22 protein-coding genes, 1 tRNA gene and 1 pseudogene are annotated in these 24,578 nt (G+C 61.7%); 10 read left to right on the plus strand and 14 right to left on the minus strand.

What is annotated here, in order from left to right; all coding sequences use genetic code 11:
• Positions 1 to 144 precede the first annotated feature (144 nt).
• Positions 145 to 1,782 (minus strand): malate dehydrogenase (quinone), encoded by a 1,638-nt coding sequence (mqo, locus tag A0O30_RS02410; protein ID WP_105945462.1) that lies wholly within the window; start codon positions 1,780 to 1,782, stop codon positions 145 to 147.
• A 332-nt stretch (positions 1,783 to 2,114) separates the two neighbouring features.
• On the opposite strand from mqo, the gene A0O30_RS02415 reads away from it, so the two are divergent.
• The 3 genes from A0O30_RS02415 (at position 2,115) to A0O30_RS02425 (ending at position 6,292) form a co-directional block, all read left to right on the plus strand.
• The gene (locus tag A0O30_RS02415; protein WP_105945463.1) at positions 2,115 to 2,645 is read left to right on the plus strand and encodes a sigma-70 family RNA polymerase sigma factor; all 531 of its coding nucleotides are present in this window, start codon (positions 2,115 to 2,117) and stop codon (positions 2,643 to 2,645) included.
• 4 nt (positions 2,646 to 2,649) lie between these two features.
• The gene (locus A0O30_RS02420; protein ID WP_105945464.1) at positions 2,650 to 3,615 is read left to right on the plus strand and encodes a FecR domain-containing protein; all 966 of its coding nucleotides are present in this window, start codon (positions 2,650 to 2,652) and stop codon (positions 3,613 to 3,615) included.
• Between the two features lie 247 nt (positions 3,616 to 3,862).
• A complete protein-coding gene (locus tag A0O30_RS02425) occupies positions 3,863 to 6,292 on the plus strand; it encodes a TonB-dependent siderophore receptor (RefSeq protein ID WP_105945465.1) in 2,430 nt (809 codons plus the stop codon).
• Between the two features lie 88 nt (positions 6,293 to 6,380).
• Here A0O30_RS02425 and A0O30_RS02430 read toward each other — a convergent pair whose 3' ends face one another.
• On the minus strand, positions 6,381 to 6,572 hold the full coding sequence (locus A0O30_RS02430) for a YhfL family protein (RefSeq protein WP_003254720.1): 192 nt from the start codon (positions 6,570 to 6,572) through the stop codon (positions 6,381 to 6,383).
• Positions 6,573 to 6,761: 189 nt separating this feature from the next.
• Here A0O30_RS02430 and A0O30_RS02435 point away from each other — a divergent pair, with 189 nt between their 5' ends.
• Positions 6,762 to 7,379 carry a LysE family transporter gene (locus tag A0O30_RS02435; RefSeq protein WP_016711965.1) on the plus strand — a complete coding sequence of 206 codons (618 nt, stop codon included), beginning with the start codon at positions 6,762 to 6,764 and terminating at the stop codon, positions 7,377 to 7,379.
• 78 nt (positions 7,380 to 7,457) lie between these two features.
• On the opposite strand, the gene A0O30_RS02440 is transcribed toward A0O30_RS02435, so the two are convergent.
• From A0O30_RS02440 to A0O30_RS02450, 3 genes are read right to left on the minus strand one after another with little or no spacing between them, the layout of a single operon-like run.
• Entirely contained in the window at positions 7,458 to 8,666 is a 1,209-nt protein-coding gene (locus A0O30_RS02440; RefSeq protein ID WP_105945466.1) for a hypothetical protein, read from the minus strand.
• Between the two features lie 10 nt (positions 8,667 to 8,676).
• The gene (locus tag A0O30_RS02445) at positions 8,677 to 10,557 is read right to left on the minus strand and encodes a hypothetical protein (RefSeq protein ID WP_105945467.1); all 1,881 of its coding nucleotides are present in this window, start codon (positions 10,555 to 10,557) and stop codon (positions 8,677 to 8,679) included.
• An 8-nt stretch (positions 10,558 to 10,565) separates the two neighbouring features.
• Positions 10,566 to 11,426, minus strand: a complete 861-nt coding sequence (locus tag A0O30_RS02450) for an SH3 domain-containing protein (RefSeq protein ID WP_016711968.1) — start codon at positions 11,424 to 11,426, stop codon at positions 10,566 to 10,568.
• A gap of 1,038 nt (positions 11,427 to 12,464) precedes the next feature.
• Here A0O30_RS02450 and A0O30_RS02460 point away from each other — a divergent pair.
• The 3 genes and pseudogenes from A0O30_RS02460 to A0O30_RS02470 all read left to right on the plus strand — a co-directional run.
• On the plus strand, positions 12,465 to 12,728 hold the full coding sequence (locus tag A0O30_RS02460; protein WP_105945469.1) for a hypothetical protein: 264 nt from the start codon (positions 12,465 to 12,467) through the stop codon (positions 12,726 to 12,728).
• A gap of 137 nt (positions 12,729 to 12,865) precedes the next feature.
• Positions 12,866 to 13,138, plus strand: a complete 273-nt coding sequence (locus A0O30_RS02465) for a DUF3077 domain-containing protein (protein WP_105945470.1) — start codon at positions 12,866 to 12,868, stop codon at positions 13,136 to 13,138.
• Positions 13,135 to 13,311, plus strand: a pseudogene (locus A0O30_RS02470) (putative addiction module antidote protein); the annotation flags it as partial. The gene A0O30_RS02465 and the pseudogene A0O30_RS02470, both read left to right, overlap by 4 nt.
• 73 nt (positions 13,312 to 13,384) lie before the next feature.
• Here the strand turns inward: A0O30_RS02470 and A0O30_RS02475 are convergent.
• The 5 genes from A0O30_RS02475 to dapA all read right to left on the minus strand — a co-directional run bounded on the left by A0O30_RS02475 (position 13,385) and on the right by dapA (position 17,090).
• Positions 13,385 to 13,474, minus strand: a tRNA-Ser gene (locus tag A0O30_RS02475).
• Between the two features lie 91 nt (positions 13,475 to 13,565).
• The gene (gene purC / locus A0O30_RS02480) at positions 13,566 to 14,276 is read right to left on the minus strand and encodes a phosphoribosylaminoimidazolesuccinocarboxamide synthase (RefSeq protein WP_011535129.1); all 711 of its coding nucleotides are present in this window, start codon (positions 14,274 to 14,276) and stop codon (positions 13,566 to 13,568) included.
• 30 nt (positions 14,277 to 14,306) lie between these two features.
• A complete protein-coding gene (locus A0O30_RS02485) occupies positions 14,307 to 15,065 on the minus strand; it encodes an MBL fold metallo-hydrolase (RefSeq protein WP_019098480.1) in 759 nt (252 codons plus the stop codon).
• Positions 15,066 to 16,187: an outer membrane protein assembly factor BamC gene (bamC, locus tag A0O30_RS02490; protein WP_105945472.1), complete on the minus strand. Its 1,122-nt coding sequence runs from the start codon at positions 16,185 to 16,187 to the stop codon at positions 15,066 to 15,068.
• Between the two features lie 15 nt (positions 16,188 to 16,202).
• The gene (gene dapA / locus A0O30_RS02495; RefSeq protein WP_019098479.1) at positions 16,203 to 17,090 is read right to left on the minus strand and encodes a 4-hydroxy-tetrahydrodipicolinate synthase; all 888 of its coding nucleotides are present in this window, start codon (positions 17,088 to 17,090) and stop codon (positions 16,203 to 16,205) included.
• A 259-nt stretch (positions 17,091 to 17,349) separates the two neighbouring features.
• On the opposite strand from dapA, the gene A0O30_RS02500 reads away from it, so the two are divergent.
• Positions 17,350 to 17,910 carry a glycine cleavage system protein R gene (locus A0O30_RS02500; RefSeq protein WP_003254741.1) on the plus strand — a complete coding sequence of 187 codons (561 nt, stop codon included), beginning with the start codon at positions 17,350 to 17,352 and terminating at the stop codon, positions 17,908 to 17,910.
• A gap of 10 nt (positions 17,911 to 17,920) precedes the next feature.
• Positions 17,921 to 18,394 carry a peroxiredoxin gene (locus A0O30_RS02505; RefSeq protein WP_016711981.1) on the plus strand — a complete coding sequence of 158 codons (474 nt, stop codon included), beginning with the start codon at positions 17,921 to 17,923 and terminating at the stop codon, positions 18,392 to 18,394.
• A 34-nt stretch (positions 18,395 to 18,428) separates the two neighbouring features.
• On the opposite strand, the gene A0O30_RS02510 is transcribed toward A0O30_RS02505, so the two are convergent.
• Together A0O30_RS02510 and A0O30_RS02515 are read right to left on the minus strand one after the other, a co-directional pair.
• Positions 18,429 to 19,499 carry an AI-2E family transporter gene (locus A0O30_RS02510; RefSeq protein ID WP_019098477.1) on the minus strand — a complete coding sequence of 357 codons (1,071 nt, stop codon included), beginning with the start codon at positions 19,497 to 19,499 and terminating at the stop codon, positions 18,429 to 18,431.
• Between the two features lie 20 nt (positions 19,500 to 19,519).
• Positions 19,520 to 19,759, minus strand: coding sequence for a sulfurtransferase TusA family protein (locus A0O30_RS02515; RefSeq protein WP_008097503.1), 240 nt, complete (start codon positions 19,757 to 19,759; stop codon positions 19,520 to 19,522).
• A 121-nt stretch (positions 19,760 to 19,880) separates the two neighbouring features.
• Here A0O30_RS02515 and A0O30_RS02520 point away from each other — a divergent pair, with 121 nt between their 5' ends.
• Complete coding sequence (locus A0O30_RS02520) at positions 19,881 to 21,317, plus strand: M48 family metalloprotease (RefSeq protein ID WP_016711983.1); 1,437 nt, start codon at positions 19,881 to 19,883, stop codon at positions 21,315 to 21,317.
• A gap of 123 nt (positions 21,318 to 21,440) precedes the next feature.
• On the opposite strand, the gene nadA is transcribed toward A0O30_RS02520, so the two are convergent.
• Complete coding sequence (gene nadA, locus A0O30_RS02525) at positions 21,441 to 22,499, minus strand: quinolinate synthase NadA (protein ID WP_016711984.1); 1,059 nt, start codon at positions 22,497 to 22,499, stop codon at positions 21,441 to 21,443.
• 215 nt (positions 22,500 to 22,714) lie between these two features.
• Positions 22,715 to 24,223: a YdgA family protein gene (locus tag A0O30_RS02530; protein ID WP_105945473.1), complete on the minus strand. Its 1,509-nt coding sequence runs from the start codon at positions 24,221 to 24,223 to the stop codon at positions 22,715 to 22,717.
• Positions 24,224 to 24,578: the final 355 nt, after the last annotated feature.

Below are 24,578 nucleotides of genomic sequence, written 5' to 3' on the forward strand. Positions count from 1 at the left end.
GGGATCGACTGACAAGATTAATTTAAGCATCAAAATATGTTTTTATTGGTCTCTCATCGGGTTTCCGATCAGTGGTTCTCCTACGCCGGCAACAAAAAAGCCACGAGGTCTCCCCCGTGGCTTTCCTGTCACAACAATGGCCCGTTACAGCGCCATGTCGTTCTCCGGCTTGCTCTCAACCGGCTTGCTCACATCGCCACCGAAGTCGACGCTGGCGTCGATCACCGGCGGTTTCTCCAGTTGCAGCACTTCAGCGGTGTAGTTCCACTCTTTCTGGGTGGCCGCCGCCGAATCGTTCAGCTTGGTGCCGTAGCTTGGCACGATTTCCTTGATCTTGGCCTGCCACTCAGGGGTAGCGACCTTCTCCTTGAACACGGTTTCCAGCACGTTCAGCATGATCGGCGCGGCAGTCGAAGCACCTGGCGATGCACCCAGCAGGCCCGCGATGGTGCGGTCTTCGGACGCTACCACTTCAGTACCCAGCTTCAGCACGCCGCCCTTCTCGGCATCACGCTTGATGATCTGCACACGCTGGCCGGCCTGCCACAGGCGCCAGTCTTCCTTCTTGGCGTTCGGGAAGTAGGTGCGCAGGGCTTCGAAGCGGTCGTCATCCGACAGCATCAGCTGGCCAGCAAGGTACTCGACCAGCGGGTACTGCTCGATACCGACCTTGGTCATCGGCCACACGTTGTGGGTGGTGGTGCTGCTCAGCAGGTCCAGGTACGAACCGTTCTTCAGGAACTTGGTCGAGAAGGTGGCGAACGGGCCAAACAGGATCACGCGCTTGCCGTCCAGCACGCGGGTGTCCAGGTGCGGTACCGACATGGGTGGTGCGCCAGTCGAGGCGATGCCGTAGGCCTTGGCCATGTGCTGCATGGCCACGGTCGGGTTCTCGGTCACCAGGAACGAGCCGCCCACCGGGAAGCCTGCGTATTCCTTGGCTTCAGGAATGCCCGACTTCTGCAGCAGCTTCAGTGCGCCGCCGCCGGCACCGATGAACAGGAACTTGGCGTCGGTGGCCGACTCGGTACCGTCCTTCAGGTTCTTGTACTCGACGTGCCAGGAGCCGTCCTTGTTGCGGGTGATGTCCTGCACTTCGCTGGACAGCTTCAGGTCGAAGCCTTTCTGGGTTTGCAGGTGGCCAACGAACTGGCGGGTGATCTCGCCGAAGTTCACGTCGGTGCCGATCGGCGTCCAGGTCACGGCCAGCTTCTGGTTCGGGTCGCGCCCTTCCATCATCAACGGGACCCACTTGGCGATCTGCGCGTGGTCCTCGGAGTACTGCATCGGGCGGAACAGCGGGCTGGCCTGCAGCGCGTCGTAGCGCTTCTTCAGGAACTTGATGTTGTCATCGCCCCACACGAAGCTCATGTGCGGGGTGGTGTTGATGAACGAGTGTGGGTTCTTCAACACGCCCTGGCGTACCTGCCACGACCAGAACTGGCGGGAAATCTGGAAGGCTTCGTTGATTTCGATGGCCTTGGAGATGTTGACGTTGCCGTCTTTGTCTTCCGGGGTGTAGTTCAGCTCGGCCAGCGCGGAGTGGCCGGTACCGGCGTTGTTCCAGCCGTTGGAGCTTTCTTCGGCCACGCCGTCCAGGCGCTCGACCATTTCCATCGACCAGCTTGGCTCCAGCTCATGCAGCCACACGGCCAGGGTGGAGCTCATGATGCCGCCGCCGACCAGCAGCACGTCTACTTTCTTGGTTTCTGCGGCGTGCGCTTGCATGAAGCTTGCAGCGACAGCCAGACCCAGCAAGGTCTTGCCAGCTTTCTTGAACATTGATCAATTCCAGTCAGGAGAACAGAGGGCGGGCCTGTGGCTGGCCCAGGTAAAGCGTGTTCTTCAGCGCAGGCTTGTTGTTGATCATTGTTCAGCAGCCAGAGAACCAGAAAACGACCCGGCCTTTTGTCGAATTGACCGACAACGCTGAATCGTTTTTCTGATTGTATATGAAATGCCAGCACAAACAAATTGCCCGCCCTCGCGTCAAGGTGACGGGTTGTCCCAGGGGATAACAGCAAGCATTACGACGATTGCAGTATTTTTCTGGCACCCCTACTATCGCGATCACTTCTCATTTACACCAGTATGCGCTCGCGCCGGATGCCGCCGTGGTTTCGATCCCAGAGTTGAACACCTCGCTCCATACCCTGTACCACAGCCATTCACGCTGGTTGCTGGGTTTTCTGTACCGTCGGCTGGGCAGCCGTTGCGATGCTGCCGACCTGGTGCAGGACACGTTCGTGCGCATCCTCAACCGCCCGAGGCAGTTCGACGGTGAACGCGGCGAGCGCTCGTACCTGGCCACCATCGCCCGCGGCCTGTGCGTGGACCACTGGCGGCGGCAGAAGCTGGAACAGGCCTGGTTGCAGCAGCTGGCCTTGCAGCCCGAGGCATTGCAGCCCTCCCCCGAACAGCGCGCAATCATTGTCGAAACCCTGCACGAGGTGGACGCGATGTTGCTGCGTTTGCCCGGCAAGGTGCGCCAGGCATTCCTGCTGGCGCAGATCGATGGCCTGGCCTACCGCGATATTGCCGCGCACATCGGCGTGAGCGAACGCATGATCAAGAAGTACCTGGCCCAGGCGTTTCTGCATTGCGCCATTCTTGAAGCCGAGCTCGACGGGTTGCTGGTGGAGTGACGCCATGACCTCATCCGCACAAAAGCTCAGCCATGCCAGCCTGCAACAAGCCGCGCAGTGGTATGTGCAGTTGCAGGACGATAACGTCAGCCCTCACCTACGCGCACAGTGGCAACACTGGCTGGGCCAGCACAGTGACCATCAGGCGGCCTGGCACTATGTGCAGCGTGTCGGCCAGCGTTTTACCCCCTTGCTGGGCGAAGGTGCGGCGGCGGGCCGGGCACTGCGTGAGCACGACGCACACCGCTTCAGCCGGCGCACCGGGCTCAAGTCGCTGCTGGTGCTGGGTGCCAGCTCGCTACTGGGCTGGCGGGCCTGGCATGGTGCACCCTTGTCGGGTTTGGGCGCCGATATGGCCACGGGCATTGGGGAAATCCGCGAGACGCGCCTGGCCGATGGCAGCCAGCTGTGGCTGGGCGCACAGAGTGCCGTGGACATGGAGTTCTCCACCTTCAGCCGGGTACTGAAACTGCGTTTTGGCGAACTGCTGGTGGAAACCGCCCACGACCCGCGTCGCCCCTTCTTCGTCGACACCGCGCAAGGGCGCATGCAGGCGCTGGGAACCCGCTTTGCGGTGTGCCAGCAGGGCGAGAACACCCGGCTGGACGTGTATGCAGGCGCCGTGGAGGTGTGCACCGCGCTCAGCGGTGAGCGCTGCATCGTGCAGGCTGGCCAGCAGGTGGACTTCAGTGCCGAAGGTATCGGCAGCACCCGCCCGGCACAAAGCGCAGGTGAGTCGTGGATTCACCACCGCCTGAATGCCGAAGACATGCCCTTGGCGCATTTGCTGCAAACGCTCGGGCGCTATCGCCATGGGCATCTGGGCTGGCACCCGGAGGTGGCGAATTTGTCAGTGATGGGGGCGTTTCCGCTCAACGATACCGATCGTGCGCTGGAATTGCTGCAAGCGGCACTGCCAGTGCGGGTGCAGCGGCTGACGCCGTGGTGGGTCACAGTTGAGCCGGCTTGATACCTGAACACCTTTGAAACCAACGCCTTGCACCGCGCTGGATTCTTCGCGGGCATGCCCGCTCCCACAGAGACAGCGTGAACTCGAAGCCGGCGCAGTACCTGTGGGAGCGGGCGAGCCCGCGAAGCAGGCGACGCGGTGTTCATCAGTTATGAAAATTAATGCCAAGCCAGTTCCCTTTTTCCAATCTCGATCGGTTAACCCGGCATAGCCCGTCCAACTCACCTTACCGACTCCAGAGACCCGCATGCCGACGCCCTTCCACCCCGCGCTTCGCCTGGCGCTTGCCGCCCCGCTTTCACTGTGTGCCGCCACACCGCTGATGCTGTCAGCAAGCCTGGCCCACGCCGAACAGGCGGCCAGCGCCGAAGCCAGCTTCAACATCGCCCCCGGCTCGCTCACCAGCGCACTCAACCAGTTCAGCAGCCAGGCCGGCATCTACCTGGCCGGCAGTAACGAACTGGCCGCCGGCAAGACCAGCCCTGGGCTGCAAGGCCGCTACAGCGTCGCCCAAGGCCTGGCCCGGCTGCTGCAAGGCAGCGGCCTGCAAGCCGTGCCGCAAGGTAGCGCCGGCTACGTGCTGCAACCCCTTGCCGATGGCACGGCGCTGCAACTGGACGCCACCTCGATCAACGCCGCAGCCCTGCTCGCCAGCAACGGCCAGGGCGATAGCGGCTACCGCGCGGTATCCAGCGCCACCGCCAGCAAGACCAGCAGCGCCCTGGCTGACACCCCGCGCTCGGTTTCGGTAGTCACCCGCCAACGCATGGACGACCAGCAATCGCAAACCCTCACCGAGGTGCTGGGCTACGTCCCAGGCATTTTCTCCCCACCCTTTGCTGGCGGTGATGGCCAGGCGGGTGACCTGTTCTTCATCCGTGGCTTCAACGCCACTGACTATGGCTACGGCCTGTTGCGCGATGGCCTGCGGGTGCAGGGCAACCGCTACGACACCAGCAGTGAACCTTACGGCCTGGAGCGGGTAGAAGTGTTCCGTGGCCCGACGTCGATCCTGTATGGCGAAAACGCCCCCGGTGGCGTGGTCAACCTGGTCAGCAAGCGGCCTACTGCCGAAGCGCGCGGCGAAGTGCAACTGAGCTACGGCTCGCATAACCGCCGCCAGTTGGGCGTGGATGTGTCCGGCCCGCTCACCGATGAGGGCAATGTGCTTGGCCGGCTGGTGATGATGGGCCGCAAGTCCGATACCCAGGTTGACCATCAACCTGATGATCGCCTTTACCTAGCGCCGTCCCTGACCCTGAACTTCGACGATTTCAACAGCCTGACGGTGCTGGCCACCTACCAGCGCGACCGCACCTTGATGGAGCTTGGTTACCCGGCCGCCGGTACCCTGCTGCACAACCCCAACGGCAAGATCGACAAGGACCAGTTGTCCGGCAACCCGGACTGGGACAACTTCGAACGCGAAACCTGGAGCCTGGGCTACGAGTTCAGCCACCGTTTCAACGACACCTGGCAGTTCCGCCAGAACTCGCGCTACATGCAATCGCGTATCGACCGCCAGGAAATGTGGCCAGGCAGCCTGAATAACGGCGGCTTCGGTACCACCCTGAGCAACACGGCCTACGACCGCTACAACAAGTCCATCGCCTACTCGCTGGACAACCAGTTCGAAGGCCACTTCACCCAAGGTGCGTTCGACCACACCTTCCTGATGGGGGCAAGCCTGGACCGCACCTCGTTCAACCAGGACTGGGACGCGGGCAACGGTGGCACCATCAACGTGTTCGACCCGGTGTGGAACGGCAAGCCAAGCACGCCCGTGCATGTGCAGAACGCCCTGCTTGAACAGACCATGTACGGGCTTTACAGCCAGCTGCAAACCAAGGTCGACAACTGGGTATTGCTGCTGGGTGGGCGCCTGGACCGGGTCAACAGTCAGTTCCGCAACAAGGTCGGCAACCCGCCAGTCGACATGGACAGCTGGGACAGCAAGTTCACCTGGCAGACCGGGGTGATGTACCAGTTCGAAAACGGCCTGTCGCCATATTTCAGCTACTCCACCGCCTTTGCCCCGACGCAGCAAACCGAAAGCAAGAACGGCCCGCTGGACCCGACCACCAGCGAGCAGTACGAGGTGGGTATCAAGTACGAACCCAAAGGGTGGAATACCGCCTTCACCGCGTCGGTGTACGACCTGCGCAAGAAGGACGACGTGATCTACGAGTCCGGCGACTACCGCCAGATCGGCGCCAGCCGAGCCAAGGGATTAGAGCTTGAGTTGAACAGCGACCTGAGCGAAAACCTCAACGTTACTGCCGCGTATACCTACACCGATTCGCGCATTACCAAGGATTTTGCCGGGTCGCTGTATGAAGACCACCAGATGACCGGCGTGCCACGCAACCAGGCATCGATATGGAGCACTTACCGCTTCCGGGACGGCCTGCTCAAAGGCCTGCAGATCGGCGGCGGCGTGCGCCACTTCGACAGCACCTTCGCTTACACCCCGGCAAGCCTGTACGGCAAGCTGGATACCGGCGATGTCACGCTGGTGGATGCCAAGGTCGGCTATGACATCGACGAGAACTGGTCGGTCGAGGTCAATGCCCGCAACCTGTTCGACAAAGAGTATGTGGCAGGCTGCAACAACGCCGGTCGTTGCTACTGGGGTGAAGAGCGCACCCTGCTGGGAACAGTGTCGCTGCGCTGGTAAGTGGCCCACCAACAAAAACCCCCGGCCATGTACATGACCGGGGGCCTTGGATCACGCCGCAAGCGTCGCGATCAGGGTACCGCCAAGATTACTGCTGCTGAGGCAGTTTATCGATCGGGCCGCAGCCACCGATGATCTTGGAGATGGAAACCGAAGGGTGGAACAGGTAGTCGTAGGTGCAGTTTTTCGGCTGGTTGTAAACCTGGCCAGTGCAACCCGACAGCAGGGCAACACCCGAAACTACAGCAACGGCTACGGTGGCCTTGAACAGCTTTTTCATTACTAAGTCCTTTAAATGAATCATCTTCGACCATCGTCTGATGGCGGCGGGATGATACAGAAAACAGGCATTGGATCCAAGTCGCGCTTGGCAATGATGGATTGCGAATGTGCAACAACAGGTTGTAAAGCACGCGGTTGGCGACGATAGTCATGACTCTGCCTTTGCACTGCTCTACAGGAGTTCACCATGCTCGGCGTCACCGACTACGGCGCATTCGTCATCGCCTTCATCATTCTTCTGGCCATCCCGGGCCCGGGCAATTTTGCCCTGATCACTGCCACCGGCAAGGGCGGCATCAAGGCAGGCCTGGCCGCGACCTGTGGGGTGATCGTTGGTGACCAGGTCCTGTTGTGGCTGGCGGTAGCTGGCGTCGCCACCTTGCTGGCCACCTACCCTGCGGCCTTCCACATCGTGCAATGGGCCGGCGCCGCGTACCTCGCCTACCTGGGCCTGCGCATGCTGTTGAGCAAACCGGGTGACGCGCCGCGCACCAGCCGCATGGACAACGGCCAATACCTGCGCCAGACCATGCTGATCACCCTGCTCAACCCCAAGGCGATCATGTTCTACATGGCGTTTTTCCCACTGTTCATCGACCCGGTGAAGCATCAGGGGTTGGTGACGTTCGGCTTCATGGCGGCAACGGTGGCGGTGATCACGTTCCTGTACGGGTTGATCGCCGTGGTGCTGACCCACCGGCTGGCCGAACGCATGCGCGCCAACCCGCGCATTACCAATATGTTCGAGCGGCTGGCGGGGGCTTGCCTGGTAGGGTTCGGCATCAAGCTAGCGGCGATGCGCTGAAACCTCTGACTCGCAGAATTGAAAAAGCCCCCGGCAACTCATCGTTGCCGGGGGCTTTGTTTATCAGCGATCAACCGGTCAATTGGTTTCCAGCTCATACGCCTTGCTCACGAACAACGCCGCAAACAGGCTCTTGCCTTCCTTGAAGGTGTACTGCTCTTCAAACTTGCCATCCTCGACCAGCTTCTGCCCGATGGCACACTCCGAGTCGCTGTGGTTCTTGCCCTTGGCACCGAAATCACTGCTCCACGTCGACAACCCGACCTGTTCACAGAAGGCGGCGAACTTCGCCTTCGGTACATTCTGCTGGTAGTCGCTGTAAGCCTCTTTCAGCGGTTTGAAGCCGCTGTAGCTCACGCTGTAGTTCTCCACCTTGGCCTTGCGCGCAAAAGCACTCACCGCCTCGGCCAATACCGCCTGGCCGCTGTACGAGCTGTACGCGCCAATCAGCATGGCACTCAACGCACTCTTGAGCTGGGTTTCGACATCGTCGAGCTCCGGCAGCGACTGGAAGTCGGCCTTGCGCACGATCTCACCCACCTTGGAGCCATCGTTACGGTGGGTCACGACGAACGCCATCGAGCCTTCACCGTCGCTGGAACGCTTGAGGGTGAAGTCCACGTCAATCGTAGTGCCAAAATCGCCGGTGCTGCTGACCAGGAATGCGCCGGTCATTGGCTGACGCACCGCCATGTTGCTACCCCAGTCGAAGTTCGACTGGGTGGCACGGCCATTGGCGGCCAGTTCGGCACGCGGCTGGATCTCGTCGCTGACATCGGACACCAGCACCACTTCGGCACCCTTGCTGGCCACGAAAGGGTTGCCCATCTGCATCCCAAGCAGCTGGATGTGGATCGTGCCGTCCTTGCTGTCACCCTCGTGCGCCAGCTTCAGCGCATCGGCCTTCAGGTAGACGCCTGCAACGTTGCCGCTGGCATTGAGCTGGTACTTGGCCCAACCGGCCAGGCCCTCTTCCGCCGAGCTACCGCGAACCGACTCCATCAGGCCCGAAAGGCCGCGCATGAACTGCTGGGCACCGTTGGTCTGCGCGGCCGCCACGCGGATCTCGGGGTCGGCGACAGTCAGGTTGCCAGAGAACGCCGAGTAGGAAATATCACCTTCAGACAGCACGTCCTCAAGGAAGTAGCGCTCCTTGAAGTCGTCGTAGTAGGCCATCGCAGCCTTCTTGCCCGAGCTGGACAGCATCGCGTAACCACCGCCGAGCACCAGCACCGCTGCGGCCACACCGCCAATCAGCAGCTGCTTCTTGTTCATCTGTTTGATCATGGTGTTTGCCTCACTGGACCATGGCGGAAGCGTTGTTCCAGTCGTTCACGTACTTTTGGGAGACCTCGGGGGTCCAGCTGAAATCGATACCGGCGTTAGGGAATTCCTTGGCCAGCACGGCGCCGAACGACACGAGGTCGGCACACTTGTCCTGCTTGCACGCCTGGGGCTCGCCCGCGTTGTAGGCACGGTAAGTGGGCACGGCGCGGCCATCGTCCAGCGGGTAGTACGGCGTGGCGTTGGCCACTTGGGCCACGTACCAGCCTTCGCTGTATTCCTCGTCCGCTACCAGGCGGCCCTTGCTTGGGAAGTCGATGGCGTAGAAGTCGCCCTGCTTGCCGGTGACGTGGACCATCATCGGCGCCACGCGGGCCGAAGTTGCCGGGTTTTGCTGTTCCAGCGGCGAAGCGAAGCGCACCTTGATGCCGGCCATCTGTGCCAGGGCTTCGGTTTCGCGCCCTTTGAACTCGCTCATGCCGTCTTGCAACTGCTGGTAACGCTCCAGTACGCGGGTGTGGACGCTGGCCAGTTCCTGTTGACGCCGGCGCGCCTCACGCACGCGCTGCTCCTCACGCTGAACAGCCCAGTTCGCGCCATCGCGCACATCGAAGAACAGGCCTTGGCGATTGATGCCGATGCGGTTGCGGGTGATCTTTTGCGCGTCGTTACCCCACATGTTGTTCGTGATCGCCGAAATATCTTTGACGATGAGCAGATTGGCCACATCGGTGGTGGTCGGCGAGGTGGTCTTGATCAGGTCAAAGATTTCCAGCGCAGCTTCCTTGTACTTGGCTGCGTCCAGGGCGAACGACTCGTCCGGGGTTACTGCCACGTAGTAAGGGTCGCTGCCGAACGGGCGCAGCACGCCGTAGCTGCTGCGGGTGAAGGTGAGGTACACCTTCATCTGCCGGCTGGGGATCTCACCCACCAGGAATGCGGCCTGGTCAGCTTCTGCCGTGAGGTAGGAAACGGCCTTGTCCTTGACCGCAGGCTCGAAGACCTTGTTGAAAATCAGGCCACTCGGGTGAGCGTACACGCGGGTCCAGTTATCGCCACGGTAGGTGCCCACGGCCTTCCAGCTGATTTTTTCGAAGTTGCCTTCGCCAAAACCGGACGCCGGGCACGGCATTGCTGGGGTGGTGCCGAACGAGAGGGTGTCACCGTTGCTGATGATGTCGCGGCTGAGCACCCATTTGCAGCCCGCACCGTCCGTTACCTGCATCAGTTTGCGGTTTTCCAGGACCACGGTGCGGCCGAAGTCCGAGGTGGGGGCAGCAGCGACCGCGGCGGCCGGGGCCGGCACTGGCGGAGCGACTGGCGCTTGCGCTGGGGCTGGGGTTTCAGCAGCCGGTGCTGGCGCGGGTTCTGCGGCAACAGCTGGTGCCGGGGCCGGGGCTGCTTCCACTACCGCAGGTGCAGGCTCGGCAGCTGGGGCGGGGGTTGGAGCAACGGCCGCCGGAGCTTCTGCCGGCGCAGGTGCAACAGGTGCAGCTGGGGCCGGGGCCGGGGCAGCAGCGACCGGCGCCGGAACTGCAGGAGCAGCAGCCGGAGCAGCCGCCAGGGTCACCAGGCCCAGGTTGGTGGCATTGCCCGAACCGCTGGCGTATAGGTTGCCTTTGGCGTCCACGGCTTTCCAGCTCACCTTGGCGGTCGAGCAGTCCTTGGCGAACACGAACGGCAGCTTGGTCAGCAAGCCCGATAGCAGCTCCTGGTTGTCCCAGGCCGGACGGGTGATGGTCAGCTCGACCTCGGGTTTGCACCAGGTGGTGGCGTCCCCAGGTACTTCGACCTTGATGTTTTCTTTCTTCGAGAAGGCCAGCTCATGGGCGAACGCCTGCGGTACCAGACCACAAGCGCCGATCACAGCCAGCGCGAGCGCGTGCTTTTTCATGGAGTTCCTCAGATCAGTTCCCAGGTGCCGTTGGCTTGTTTGCAGAAGGTGTTCTGCTCTTGCTCGGTCTTGCCGCTTTGCGACTTCAGGTTGACCGTGACCGGGCGGCAGGCCGCTTCGGCAGCGACGGTTTCGGTCGGCAGCGACTGCACCGAATCCAGGTCGAAGCCTTGGGTTTCCTTGCTGGCGGCTACATCAAGCTCGTCCAGGTTCACCGCCGGGGTGACGCGCTTGGCAACTGCCTGCGCCTTCGGTTCGACGTAGTTCTTGTGCACATAGCCAACAGTCACGCCTTTGCGGCCGACCAGGATCCAGTCACCCGTGGAGCCGACGGCGGTGAACTCGGTGTGGTTCTTCAGGCTGCCGACTTTTTCACCGTTCTGGTTAGGCGCGGCGCGCACGTTCAGGTTGTCGCTGATGGTCACGTAGGGTTCGTTGATCAGCTTCATCGACGGCACCGCCTGGATCTTCGGCGCGCGCTTGACCTCAACCTTCTTGGTCTGGGTGTATTCCTTGCCCGGCACGATTTGCGCGGTGGCGCCCGAGTGGTCGGATGTCCAGGTCACCGGCTGGGCGCTGGCGGTGGTCTGCTGTTGGCTCAACACTTCCTGGGTGCGCAGCGCCAGGGCCTGCTGGTCCTTCTCATCCAGCATGTGGCCGATGCGGTTGCCCACGTAGGCACCGATGCCACCTGCAATCAGGGCCGCGGCAATCTTGCCGTTGCCGCTGCCCATGGTCGAGCCGATGGCCACACCGGCCAGGCCACCGATCACGGTGCCCGCTTGCTCTTTGCTGATCCCGAGCTGTGCACAGGCCGTGGTAGAGGCGATGGCGACCGCCAAGAGGGATGCGACGAATTTCTTACGCAAGTGGAGCACTCCATTTTCGGTGGGGCGCACAGCCGCGTACCGCAGCCAGGGTCTGGCGGCAGCATTCGACGTTGTGCGGGGATTTCAGAGAGGGCGCAGCACTGGCCGCAGACGACAATTCAGCCGTCCAGCGAAGGGCGTAGAGGGAGACCAGTACGGCGCGAAGCATCCAACGAATCCATGTCAGAAAAAGGTCATCGCCCAGCGCGCGTAATCATTACGGCGTTTGGCCTGGGCGTGAGTGGCGTATTAGAGGAGCGCATTGTAGCGCAAGGTGCCAATGGCAGTTCAAGACAAAATGTTGCGGAAAACTGCTCTACCTCAGGGCTGCCACGCTCCCACTAAAATCGCTCCGCTGCCAAAGCGGGGGCGACGCCACGAGGGCCGTCACGCCGAAAGCAAAAAAGGCACCATAGGTGCCTTTCGGGAAATCATGAGGGCTGGTAGTCGAAGCGCTTGCTTAGCACGTCCAGAAACACATTCGGAAGGGGTCGGAAGCTAACCACTGTTGCCGGTTACCGCTACCGTACGAGTGGCGACTCGCACAATCCACACTGACCCGCCAATATCGCCATGAACCGGATCAGCCCTGCTCTTATTGAGCCCTCGCGAAGGATTGTGGGCGAAGCTGGTACGTCCGGCAACCGTTTTCCACCCTCCGATCAAGACGAAGCAGTCTCGAAACGTCCATTGGACAAGATCCATCGGAATCTGCCGAATTTCGTAAGCGGCCCTGCCCTACACCAAAAAGCTCGGAATAATCCCCTTCCTTGTAGGCCGTTTCCCAAACATACTGCCAAACTGCTCAAACGCTTGCGACGGATTATGTCGCGATCTAGTCTCGGCTTGTCGTTACCAACCAACGACCGGCTTTGACAGGCCGACTACTCAAGTTTCCGTTGCAGCGCTTAATGGCAGCTGTGCATGGGGCACATTCGTGTGCGCCGGGTCCTTGGGTACCGGTCTGTCAACCCATGTATAGCTGCCTCCATTCGTTTGACAGCGTTGCCAGGCGGCTCCACTACCCAAGGAGCTTACATGCGCAAGATGGTACCCGATCCACCCTACTCCCTCGATGCCACCCAGGCACTGCAAGACACCCTGGTCCAGTCCTCAGAGTACGTCCTCTGCGCACTGTCAGTGGCCCGCCAATCCGTGCAACTCAAACCCACTGCCCCGAGTTCGATCGTGATGCAGGCCGTGATCCATGAAATGGAGGCGGTACAGGGGCTGGTCGAGTCGGCATTGATGCAATTGCAGATGCGGCCGCATGTACCTAGCGAGCCGTACACCTTGCATTAGCAGGCCCGGCCTCTTCGCGGGCTCGCCCGCTCCCACAGGGTAATCACTGCCCTCAAGCACTGCACAGTACCTGTGGGAGCGGGCATGCCCGCGAAGAGGCCAGCCCAGACAACCAAGATTTCAGGGAGTAAAAAACAATGCCCACCGACAACACCAAAGAACCCACCACAGTCGGCAAAACCTGCTTCTACCAAGGCGAAAACAGCACCCACCCGCTGTTCCGCATCGAGCCCGGCATCCCTTGCCAGGACGCCCGCGAACAGGCATCCGAACTGATGGGCTACGTCCGCGACCTGATCATCACCGGCCTGATGGACGGCGACCAGAAACTGATCTGGGCTTCGTATTACCTCAGTGCAATGGCCAAGGCGCTGCTGGATGATGCTGAATTGGGGATGATGAAGAAATGAGCGACGATATGCCGATTCTCAATCTGGATCTAAGCAACACGAAACGCTTCGAAGCATCTCGTTTTCTCGATAGCCCCGAAACGGTCAGTGTATTCCCGCGCGAAGCCTTGAAGACCGACGATGCTCAGGCTCTGAAACACGCGCAGGGAGAAGCTACAAACGCAACACGCGTGAAGTAGCAGATCATTTTTCTGCCCCAGAACGAAAAAGCCCCGCAGACCTAAATCTGCGGGGCTTCTCGATGTATGGCGGAGAGATAGGGATTTGAACCCTAGGTACTGTTGCCAGTACAACGGATTTCGAATCCGTCCCGTTCGACCACTCCGGCATCTCTCCAATGCCGCGCATCTTACCAGCGTTTTTTGAAAACGCAAATCTTTTTTTCAAAAAAATCGCGTGGTATCAGGCGCTTGCGTGAATGCGCCGCTTACAGCGGCACGCCCAGGCGCTTGGCAACTTCTTCGTAGGCTTCGATCACGTCGCCCAGGCCCTGGCGGAAGCGGTCCTTGTCCATCTTCTTGCGGGTTTCTTTGTCCCACAGGCGGCAGCCGTCCGGGCTGAACTCGTCGCCCAGCACGATCTGGCCGTGGAAGACACCGAACTCCAGCTTGAAGTCGACCAGCAGCAGGCCGGCGTCATCGAACAGCTTGCTCAGCACTTCGTTGACTTTCAGCGACAGCTTTTTCATTTCAACCAGCTGCTCGGCGGTGCCCCAGCCGAACGCGACAACGTGGGATTCGTTGATGAAGGGGTCGCCCTTCTCGTCGTTCTTCAGGAACAGCTCGAAGGTGGACGGCTCCAGCTTGATGCCCTCCTCCACGCCCAGGCGCTTGACCAGGCTGCCGGCGGCGTAGTTACGCACTACGCATTCGACCGGGATCATGTCCAGCTTCTTCACCAGGCACTCGTTGTCGCCCAGCAGCTTGTCGAACTGGGTCGGCACGCCGGCTTCTTCCAGCTTCTGCATGATGAAGGCGTTGAACTTGTTGTTCACCATGCCTTTGCGGTCGAGTTGTTCGATGCGCTTGCCGTCGAACGCCGAAGTGTCGTTACGGAACAGCAGGATCAAGCGGTCGGCGTCGTCGGTCTTGTAAACCGATTTGGCCTTGCCGCGGTAGAGTTCGTCGCGTTTTTCCATGATTGGGCTCCGCTTGCTTGAGGTGTTGGGCTAGGCGATTTCGCGCCAGTCGAGCCCGTGTTCCTGATTCGCCACCTGGAGCCAGTCCGGGTCGCACCCAAGGGTGTCGACGAAGCACTGGCGGGCCAAGTGTGGCAGGTTGTTCTTGCTGCTGAGGTGGGCCAGCACCAGGTGCTGCAGGTTGTTCCAGCCCAACTCGTGCACCAGGCGCGCGGCCTGGTGATTGTTCAAATGCCCTTGCATGCCACCCACCCGCTGCTTCAAGAAGGCCGGGTAGTGACCGCGTGCCAGCAGGTCGCGGCAGTGGTTAGCCTCGATCAGCAATGCATCCAGGCCCTGGTAACGCTCCAGCAATAGCGCGTCATAAGAGCCCAGGTCAGTCAGCATGCCGAAGCGCCGCTGGCCGTCGCTGATCACGTATTGCAGCGGCTCGTAGGCATCGTGCTCAACCCGCGCGGCGGTCACTTCCAGGCTGCCGATACGCAGGCTTTGGCCACAAGCGAGAAAACCGGCCACCTCCACCGGCTTGCGCATGCCGCGCAATGTGCCTTGGCTGAGGTAGACCGGTACATTGTAGCGCCGTGACAGCAAGCCCACCCCATGCACGTGGTCGGCATGTTCGTGGGTCACCAGCACCGCACTGAGCTGAGCCGCCGACACACCGAGCAGCGCCAGGCGCCGCTCGGTTTCGCGCAGGGAAAAGCCGCAATCGACCAGGATGAACGTGTCACCACTGGCGATCAGCGTGCCGTTCCCTTGGCTGCCGCTTCCGAGTACCGCGAAGCGCACTTAGCCCAGGTGGTCCTGAATGGCGCTCAGCACGCGGCGGGCAACATCGGCCGGGGCCACGGTGTTGATGTTTTTCTCGACCGTGACCTGCACGCTATCACCCACCTTGCTCAGGCGAACCTGGTAGCGCTCGGCACGGGCTTCACGCTCTTCCTTGGTCGGCTCGCTGCCGAACATACGGCCGAAGAAGCCAGGCTGGTTCTGCTTGTCGTCCGGTTTTTCCGACAGGTTGATGTAGTACAGGCCCAGGCTGCGGTTGATGTCTTCAACACGCCACTCGCCACCCTGCTCCAGGGCACGGCCTACGCCAGACCAGGCACGGTCCAGGTCGGAACCCAGGTACAGCACCGGGTTGCCGCTGCCGTCTTCGCTCAGGCTGACGCGGCTTGGCGCGTCGAAATCGCGCGCGGCCAGCAGCGACACCGAACCGCCTTTCTCGGCGCTGCGGTTCATGCTGGCAAGCATTTCGTCGACCAGCAGGGCATCGGCACCCGTGTTGCTGGAAGTGGACGGGAAAGCAGGCTCGGCGGTGCTGCCGGCCGGGCGCTCGACGCTGACCACATACACCTCGGAGGTGTTGCGCTGCACGCCCGGCTCCATGCGGACGCGCACGCGCACTTCACTGTCACCGCTGCTGGCGGTGCTCGCCAGGCGCTGGCCAAGCGATGCCGACAGCTCGTCGAAACGCTGCCAGGTGGTGTTGAACTCACCGGTCTGCGGGCGCTCTTCAGCAATGCGGAAGCCGTTGTCCTCGAAGAACTGGCGGGCCACTGGCCACACTTCGGCCGGCGAATGCTGCGCCAGCACCCAACGGCTGCTGCCGCTGCGTTGCAGGCTGTAGTCGGTGACCTGGGCGGCACCGCCGGTCAGGGGTTGCGGGCGCGGCACTTCGAACTCGCCCGTGACGTGATCGTCGGCGACGTTACGCGGAATGGGCAGCAGCGGGTCAAGGCGCTTGACGTTGCTGGCGTCCGGCGGCAGCTGCATTGGCGCGGTCGGGTGCGCCTGCAGGTAGTCGCTGCCGCGGTCGCGGAAATAGCCATCCTCGCCCCACAGCCAGCCACACCCACTGGTGCTGGAGATAATCAGGGCAAGGGCGGAAAGACCAGCCAGTCGCTTCATGCGGTGTACTTCCTCTTAAACCAGTACGCCGGACTGGCGCAAGGCAGTACGGACTTTTTCGTGGCAGCCTTCGCTCAGCCAGGTCAGTGGCAGGCGAATGCCCTTTTGCATCAGGCCCATTTCGACGAGCGCCCACTTCACCGGGATCGGGTTGGCTTCGCAGAACAGGTCTTTGTGCAGCGGCATGAGTTTTTCGTTGATTGCGCGGGCCTTCTCGGCATTGCCCTCAAGGGCGGCCTCGCACAGATCGGCCATTTCGCGCGGAGCGACGTTGGCGGTAACAGAAATGTTGCCCTTGCCGCCCATCAGGATCAGCTCGACGGCAGTCGGGTCATCGCCGGACAGGACGATGAAGTCTTTGCTGACGCCATCGAGGATGGCCTTGGCGCGGACCAGGTCGCCGGTGGCTTCCTTGATGCCGATGATGTTCGGCACGGTCGACAGGCGGATCACGGTCTCGGCCTGCATGTCGCAGGAGGTGCGGCCGGGTACGTTGTAGAGGATCTGCGGAATGTCGACGGCTTCGGCAATGTGCTTGAAGTGCTGGTACAGGCCTTCTTGCGTCGGCTTGTTGTAGTACGGCACCACCAGCAGGCAGGCATCGGCACCGGCGCTCTTGGCGTTCTGGGTCAGGTGCACGGCTTCGGCAGTGGCGTTGGCACCGGTACCGGCAATGACCGGAACGCGGCGGCTGCTGCGCTTGACGCGCTCGACCACGTGCTTGATGACCAGGATGTGTTCTTCGACATCCAGCGTGGCGGACTCACCAGTGGTGCCGACAGCGACGATCGCATGGGTGCCGTTTTCCAGGTGGAAGTCTACAAGTTTGTCGAGGCTGCCCCAGTCCACACGCCCTTGTGCATCCATGGGTGTGACCAATGCCACCATACTGCCCGCAATCATGTAACTGCTCCTGCCGGAAAAAGAGAGCCGTAATGGTACTGGGGGCATCGGCCTTGCACAAGCGAAGCAGGCAGGCGGAGCATTCCCCTCGGCGCCTTATTTCGCTACCCTTGATCCTTTGATCGGTGCAGCGCGGCCCGCCGGGCCGTCGACCTTGCTCCCCGCCAGCGTCCACGACCTCGCATGCGAGCCCCGGGCCCTGCCGACAGGAGGCTTTCGCCCGTCCTGTACCGACCGCTCATCGCTTTAGGAACGCTGCATGTCCACCCCCACCGTCCGCGAACAATTCCTTGTCATCAGTGCCTTGGGCCCGAACCCCATGGAACTGGCCAACGTCCTCAGCCGCGCCGCTTTCGAAAACCGCTGCGCGGTGGTCACCTCGCGCCTGAGCCGCCACGGCGAGACCAGCGCCCTGGTGCTGCAAGTGGGCGGCAGCTGGGACGCCCTGGCGCGCCTGGAGTCCACCCTGCCGGGCCTGGGCAAAAAACATGGCCTGACCCTGGACGTGGTGCGCAGCGCCGACCAGGAAGTGCGCCCGCAGGCCCTGCCGTACGTGGCCTACGTCAGCGCCGCCTACCGCCCGGACATCATCAACGAGCTGTGCCAGTTCTTCCTCGACCACCGCGTCGAGCTGGAAGCCATGACCTGCGACACCTACCTGGCCCCGCAAACCGGCAGCAGCATGCTCAACGCCCAGTTCACCGTGATCCTGCCGGCCGGCACGCAAATCAGCTGGTTGCGTGACCAGTTCCTGGACTTTGCCGATGCCCTGAACCTGGACGCGCTGATCGAACCTTGGCGCCCACAGAACCCCATGTAAGGAAACCACCATGGCTGTAGCACTCGACCAACCTGTTGCCGACTTCCAGGCCCAGGCCACCAGCGGGCAAACCGTCAGCCTGGCCGAACTCAAGGGCCAGCAAGTGGTGGTTTACTTCTACCCGAAGGACAGCACGCCGGGCTGCACCACCGAAGGCCAGGGGTTCCGCGACCAGCATGACGCCTTTGCCGCCGCCAACACCGTGGTGTTCGGCGTGTCGCGCGATGGCATCAAGTCGCACGAGAACTTCAAGGCCAAGCAAGGCTTCCCGTTCGAGCTGATCAGCGACAAGGACGAAGCCCTGTGCCAGCTGTTCGACGTGATCAAGCTGAAGAAGCTGTACGGCAAGGAATACATGGGCGTTGACCGCAGCACCTTCCTGATCGACAAGAAGGGTGTACTGCGCCAGGAATGGCGTGGGGTGAAGGTGCCTGGGCATGTGGATGCCGTGTTGGCAGCAGCACAAGCGCTGAACAAGGCTTGAGATCGTTTGGGGCCGCAACGCGGCCCCAATCACATCAAAGCATCGGTGAAACGCTAGGCTCCTGCCGCGGCCAGGCATCCAGCACGGCCTTGATCAGGGTCGCCAGTGGGATGGCGAAGAAAATCCCCCAGAACCCCCACAACCCGCCGAACAGCAGTACCGCGCAAATGATCGCCACCGGGTGCAGGCTTACCGCCTCGGAGAACAGCAGCGGTACCAGCACGTTGCCATCCAGCGCCTGGATGATCGCGTACACCGTCATCAGGTAGATGAACTGGTCGCCCCAGCCCCACTGGAACAGCGCAATCAGCGTCACCGGCACCGTCACCACCACCGCCCCCACGTAGGGCACCACCACCGACAGCCCCACCAGCAGCGCCAGCAGTGCGGCGTAGTTGAGCCCCAGGCTGATGAAGGCAATGTAGGTGGCAATGCCGCAGATCAGAATTTCGATACCCTTGCCACGGATGTAGTTGGCGATCTGCCGGTTCATCTCGCTGCCCACCCGGTTCAGCAGGGTGCGCTGGCGCGGCAGATAGCCGCTCACCCAGCGCCCGATCAGTTCGCGGTCCTTTAGGAAGAAGAACACCAGGATCGGCACCAGCACCAGGTAGATCATGGCATTGACCAGCAACGGCAGGCTCGACAGCGAGAAGGTCAGCGCCCACTGGCCAAACTTGCCGATTTCGCCACGCACCGACTCGATGGCATGCAGCACCTGCTCGTCCGATACCAGATGCGGGTAGCGCTCGGGCAGCAGCAGCAACAGCGACTGCCACTTGCCGAGCATGCCCGGCAGCTCGTTGAACAGGGTAATAAGCTGGTGCCACAGCAGCGGCACCAGCACCAGCATGAACAGCGCCAGCGCGCCCATGAACAGGGCGAACACCAACATTACAGCCAGCCGCGTCGGTACCCGCACGCGCTCCAAGGCGTTGACCAGGCCCTGCATCAAGAACGCCAGCACCATACCCGCCAGCACGGGCGCGAGCATGCCGCCCAAGGTGAGAACGGCCGTGAAAGCCAGAAACAGAAGGACCGCCAGCACCACTGCTTCTTCATCGGAGAAGTAGCGCTGCATCCAGTCGCGAAGCACTTTGAACATTGACGATCCTTGGTAAAGACTCAGGCCTTGCGCAGCCAGTAAGTGTAGGTGCCGGCCTCGGCCGTTTCCCGCAGCAGGGTATGACCGGCCAACTGGGCGAAAGTGCGGAAGTCACGCTGCGACCCGGCATCCGTGGCGATCACCTTGAGTACCGCGCCACTGGCAAGGCGGTTGAGCTCCATCTTGGCTTTGAGCAGCGGCAAAGGGCAATTCAGCCCGCTGGCGTCCAGTTCGGCATCGCAGGTCAGGGTGTCACTCATCGCAGGGTCTCCAAAGGCGTTGCCAGACTGCTTGCTGACAGGGTCGGCTAGGATAGCGCCACTGGTCGCCAACGTGTGAGCCCGCTACAGTAGGTATCTTTGACCGACGCGAGCTTCATGCATGAATCTACTGCGCCCTACCCTGCTGACGCTGGCCTGCCTGATGGCCCTTCCCGGCCATGCTGACGACCTGCCATCACTGGGTGACGCCAGTTCCGCGATCGTTTCGCCGCAACAGGAGCACCAGCTGGGCCGCGCCTGGCTGAGCCTGCTGCGTGGCCAGGTCAATCAGCTGAACGACCCACAGCTCAAGGACTATGTCGAAACCAGCGTGTACAAACTGGCCGAAACCAGCCAGCTGCAGGACCGACGCCTGGAATTCATCCTGATCGACAGCCGCGAGCTGAACGCCTTTGCCGCCCCGGGTGGCATTGTCGGGGTCAACGGCGGGCTGTTCCTCAACGCCCAGACCGAAGGCGAGTACGCCTCGGTACTGGCGCACGAACTGGCGCACTTGTCGCAGCGCCACTTCGCCCGAGGCGTCGAGGCGCAGCAGCGCATGCAGCTGCCGATGATGGCGGCGTTGCTGGCCGGTATCGTGCTGGCCGCCGGTGGCGCCGGCGATGCGGGCATCGGCATGATTGCCGGTACCCAGGCGGCGGCGATCCAGGAACAGCGCCGCTTCTCGCGCCAGAACGAACAGGAAGCCGACCGTATCGGTATCCAGAACCTGGAAAAGGCCGGCTACGACCCGCGCAACATGCCGACCATGTTCGAGCGCCTGGCACGCCAGTACCGCTATGACGCCAAGCCGCCTGAATTCCTGCTGACCCACCCGGTGACCGAATCCCGTATCGCCGATACCCGCAACCGGGCCGACCAGGCGCCCAAGGGCGGCATTGAAGACAGCATGCGCTACCAGCTGATTCGCGCCCGGGTGGCGCTGACCTACGAAGGTACACCGGGGCTTGCGGCCAAGCGCTTCCGTGCCCAGCTGGACGAAGACCCGAAACTGGACGCCGCGCGTTACGGCCTGGCCTTGGCTCAGATCAAAGGCGGGCAACTGAACGAAGCACGTGAAATGCTCAAGCCGCTACTGGCCAAGGCACCCAACGACATCACCTACAACCTGGCGCAAATCGACCTGGACATCACCAACAACCGCCTGGCCGACGCCCAGCAGCGGGCCGAGCGGATGCAGGGGCTGTACCCGGGCAACTACCCGCTGAAACAGGTCCGCGCCGATTTGCTGGTGAAGCAGAACAAGCCTGCCGAAGCGGAGAAGGTGCTGAACGAACTGGTCAAGAGCCGGCCGGATGACCCGGACGTGTGGTACGACATGGCTGAAGTGCGGGGCTTGTCGGGCAATACCATTGGCCTGCACCGCGCACGGGCCGAGTATTTCACCCTGGTGGGGGACTTTGACCAGGCGATCCAGCAACTGGACTACGCCAAGCGCCGGTCGGGCAGCAACTTCCCGCTGGCTTCGCAGATTGACCAGCGCCAACGCGAGATCATGGAGCAGCAGCGCATGGTTCGGGAAATGATGGGGCGCTGATATTCTGGGGGCGCTTTGCGCCCCAATCGCGACGCAAGGCCGCTCCCACAGGGTCCTGCGTACGCCGACCATTGTGGGAGCGGCCTTGCGTCGCGATTGGGCCGCAAAGCGGCCCCAGAAATCTTAAGCGTTACCGGACAGTTTCAGGCGCGCCGCCTGGGTAAAGTCCAGCATGCGGTTCAGCGGCTTGATCGCCTTGGGCACCAGCGCCGGGTCGACAAAAATCTCGTCACCGCCATTACGCAAGCAGTGCAGCACGCGCTCCAGGGTATTCATCGCCATCCACGGGCAGTGCGCGCAGCTGCGGCAGGCCGCGCCATTGCCGGCTGTAGGCGCTTCGACGAATTCCTTGTCCGGGCACAGCTGCTGCATCTTGTAGAAGATGCCGCGATCGGTGGCGACGATGAAGGTCTTGTTCGGCAGGGTCTGCGCTGCCTTGATCAGCTGGCTGGTAGAACCCACTGCGTCGGCCAGTTCGATCACCGCTTCCGGCGACTCAGGGTGCACCAGGATCGCGGCGTCCGGGTACAGCGCCTTCATGTCGGCCAGCTGACGCGATTTGAATTCTTCGTGAACGATGCAGGCACCGTCCCACAGCAGCATGTCGGCACCGGTCTGCTTCTGGATATAACGGCCCAGATGCTGGTCCGGCCCCCAGATGATGGTCTCGCCGTTATCCATCAGGCTTTCGACAATTTCCAGCGCGCAGCTTGAGGTCACGACCCAGTCGGCACGGGCCTTTACGGCAGCGGACGTGTTGGCGTAAACCACCACGGTGCGTTCAGGGTGCTGGTCGCAGAAGGCCGAGAACTCTTCGACCGGGCAACCAAGGTCGAGCGAGCAGGTCGCCTCCAGGGTCGGCATCAGCACGCGCTTTTCCGGGGTGAGGATTTTTGCCGTTTCGCCCATGAAACGCACGCCAGCCACGATCACGGTCTCGGCCGGATGGTTCTTGCCGAAGCGGGCCATTTCCAGCGAGTCGGACACGCAGCCGCCGGTTTCTTCAGCCAGCGCCTGGATAACCGGGTCGCAGTAATAGTGGGCAACCAGCACTGCGTTCTGGGCCTTGAGCTCGGCAGCGATGGCCGCACGGTATTCGGCCTCCTGCTCGGCTGTCAGCGGGTTGGGCTGCTTGGCGTCGAGGTGGGCCTGAACCAACAGGCGTTCGGAAATCTGGGTCATGATCGCTGGACCTGCAGGCGCGCGTGCGCGTCAAATCGAGTGTATCACCCGGCCCTGGCAGATCGGCTAAGGGTGCCGGACGGCATACTGCCCGCCACGGCCCTCTGCGGGCACGGATTATTATCGGAGGCCGAAGGCTACAGACAATCCAGCGATTTCTAAAGTGGTTTTTGTATTGCCTGTGCCGACGACAAGGCCAGCACAGGCAGAACCAATCAACCCTGCGGCGACAACGCTGCCAGGTGCGCCGCCATCAGCATGGCGAACTCTTCCACGGTCATTTTCCTGCCGTTGAAGTCAACCATGCCATCGGCATAGTGCAGGCTGCTCACCACATCATTACCTTCGACAGTCGCCATGCCACTCTGCAGCGCCATCATGCCAACCATCTCCCCCGCCTGGCTGGACTGCATGGCAATCGCCTGAGCGTCAGTCTGACCCTCCAGCAGCGCCTGCAAGGTCGCCAGGTCACCCATCATCGGCTTGGACAACGACAGCTTGCTCTTCACCTCGGTGATCATCTGCTTGCTCAGCTGGTCCGGCGGCAGGTCGAAGCTGGACGGGGCGGCAAAGTCCATCGACAGGTTGAAGCGGCTCTCGCCGTTGGCGGTCTTGAACGACAGGTTTTCAATCGCCACCTTGGGCCTGGCGGCGAGCAGCTTCTGCAAGTCACCCTGGAAACGGGCCTTCTCGGCGTCGTCCATCTGGATTTGCGGCACCGGCTGGCCGGCGGCTGCCGCGGCCTCGAACTCCGCCAGATGCGCCTGGTACCACTTCGACAATGCCTGCAGCGCCGGTGCGTTGACCGAGGTAATGCTCACCGCCATCTGTGCCTTACCCACTGCACGGCCATCCCAGGTGATGTCGCCAACCTTGTACTCCACGCGACCGCCCACGGTATCCGGGCCATCAAGGGTTTGCAGGGCATTTTGCTCAAAGCCCTTGATCAGCAGTACCTGCTGTTTGGGCCCGAGGGTGACCTTGGTTTCAGCCAGTGCCAGGTCGGCATTACCGACATAGATGGCGTCGTGCGCGGTGGCTGCCAGGTTACCGCCAAGCTTCAGGCCTTTGAGCTCGAACGTGGCAGGCGGCTGGTCGTCATGCACCAGTTTCATCACAAAGCGGTCGGCCTGGCCGTGGAATCTGGATGCCTTGCCTTCCTTGTCGCCACTGACCTCCAGCTGCATGCCCGAGAAGTCGAGGCTGTTGCCGTCCGCTTCGTCGAGCTTGACCGGCGCCAGCCGCACCTGGCTGACCACATTACCGCCGTAGCCAAGGCTGGTTTGGGCACTGACCGGCGCCTGCTCACCCGCTGCGGCAAACCACGGTGCGGTGGCTTCGTCCTTTTGCAAACTACTGTTGCTGACCGCCAGCACCGGCATCAGCTTGAACGCCTTGACCCGCGACCAGGGGAACGGGCCGTGCTCGATCTGGTCGGTCACGCCCACGTCGAAACTCAACACCTCGCCGTCACCCACGTTGATGTCACGTGCTTTCAGGCGGTACTGGGCGGTACTGCTGAAGAAATGCTGCTCCAGCGACACCCGCTCGATGCTCATGCTGCCACCGGTGGTCACCAGGGCTTTCTTCAGCTCGGCGTTACTGCGGGCAAGGGCATTGTCCAGCTCGGCCGGCAGCTGCTTGCCGGTGTACCAGGCGCCAGCGGTGGTTGCGACGGCAATGGCGATAGCCAGGCCGGAAAGGATGCCAACTGATTTCTTCATGAATAGAACCGAATGCTGTCCGTAAGGGCTTGTTGGGCGACCAAAGGCCACGCAGCGAAGATTACCACTGCAACAGGTGACACAGGCGGGTGCGGATCGAGAAATGGCATTTTTGGGAAGCGTCTGACACCCAGCCCAAGGACGACGCCATATCGTTAATTTTTACGAACATTCAAATTGATCAAAACCGCAAAAAACCGCGCAAAAACCGAACAAAACAGCCTTTAAATCGATAAATGTTTCAATTCAGTAACATCTTGTCATGTTTAACTTGACACCCACCTACCCATCGTTTTTTATTTTCACCACTTTGCGCGTCCCCCCGCGCCTTCCGCTGCTCCAACATAAAAGGTGA

Origin of the sequence: Pseudomonas sp. LLC-1, assembly GCF_002992185.1 — a bacterium.
In the GTDB taxonomy this organism is placed as follows: Bacteria; Pseudomonadota; Gammaproteobacteria; order Pseudomonadales; family Pseudomonadaceae; genus Aquipseudomonas; species Aquipseudomonas monteilii.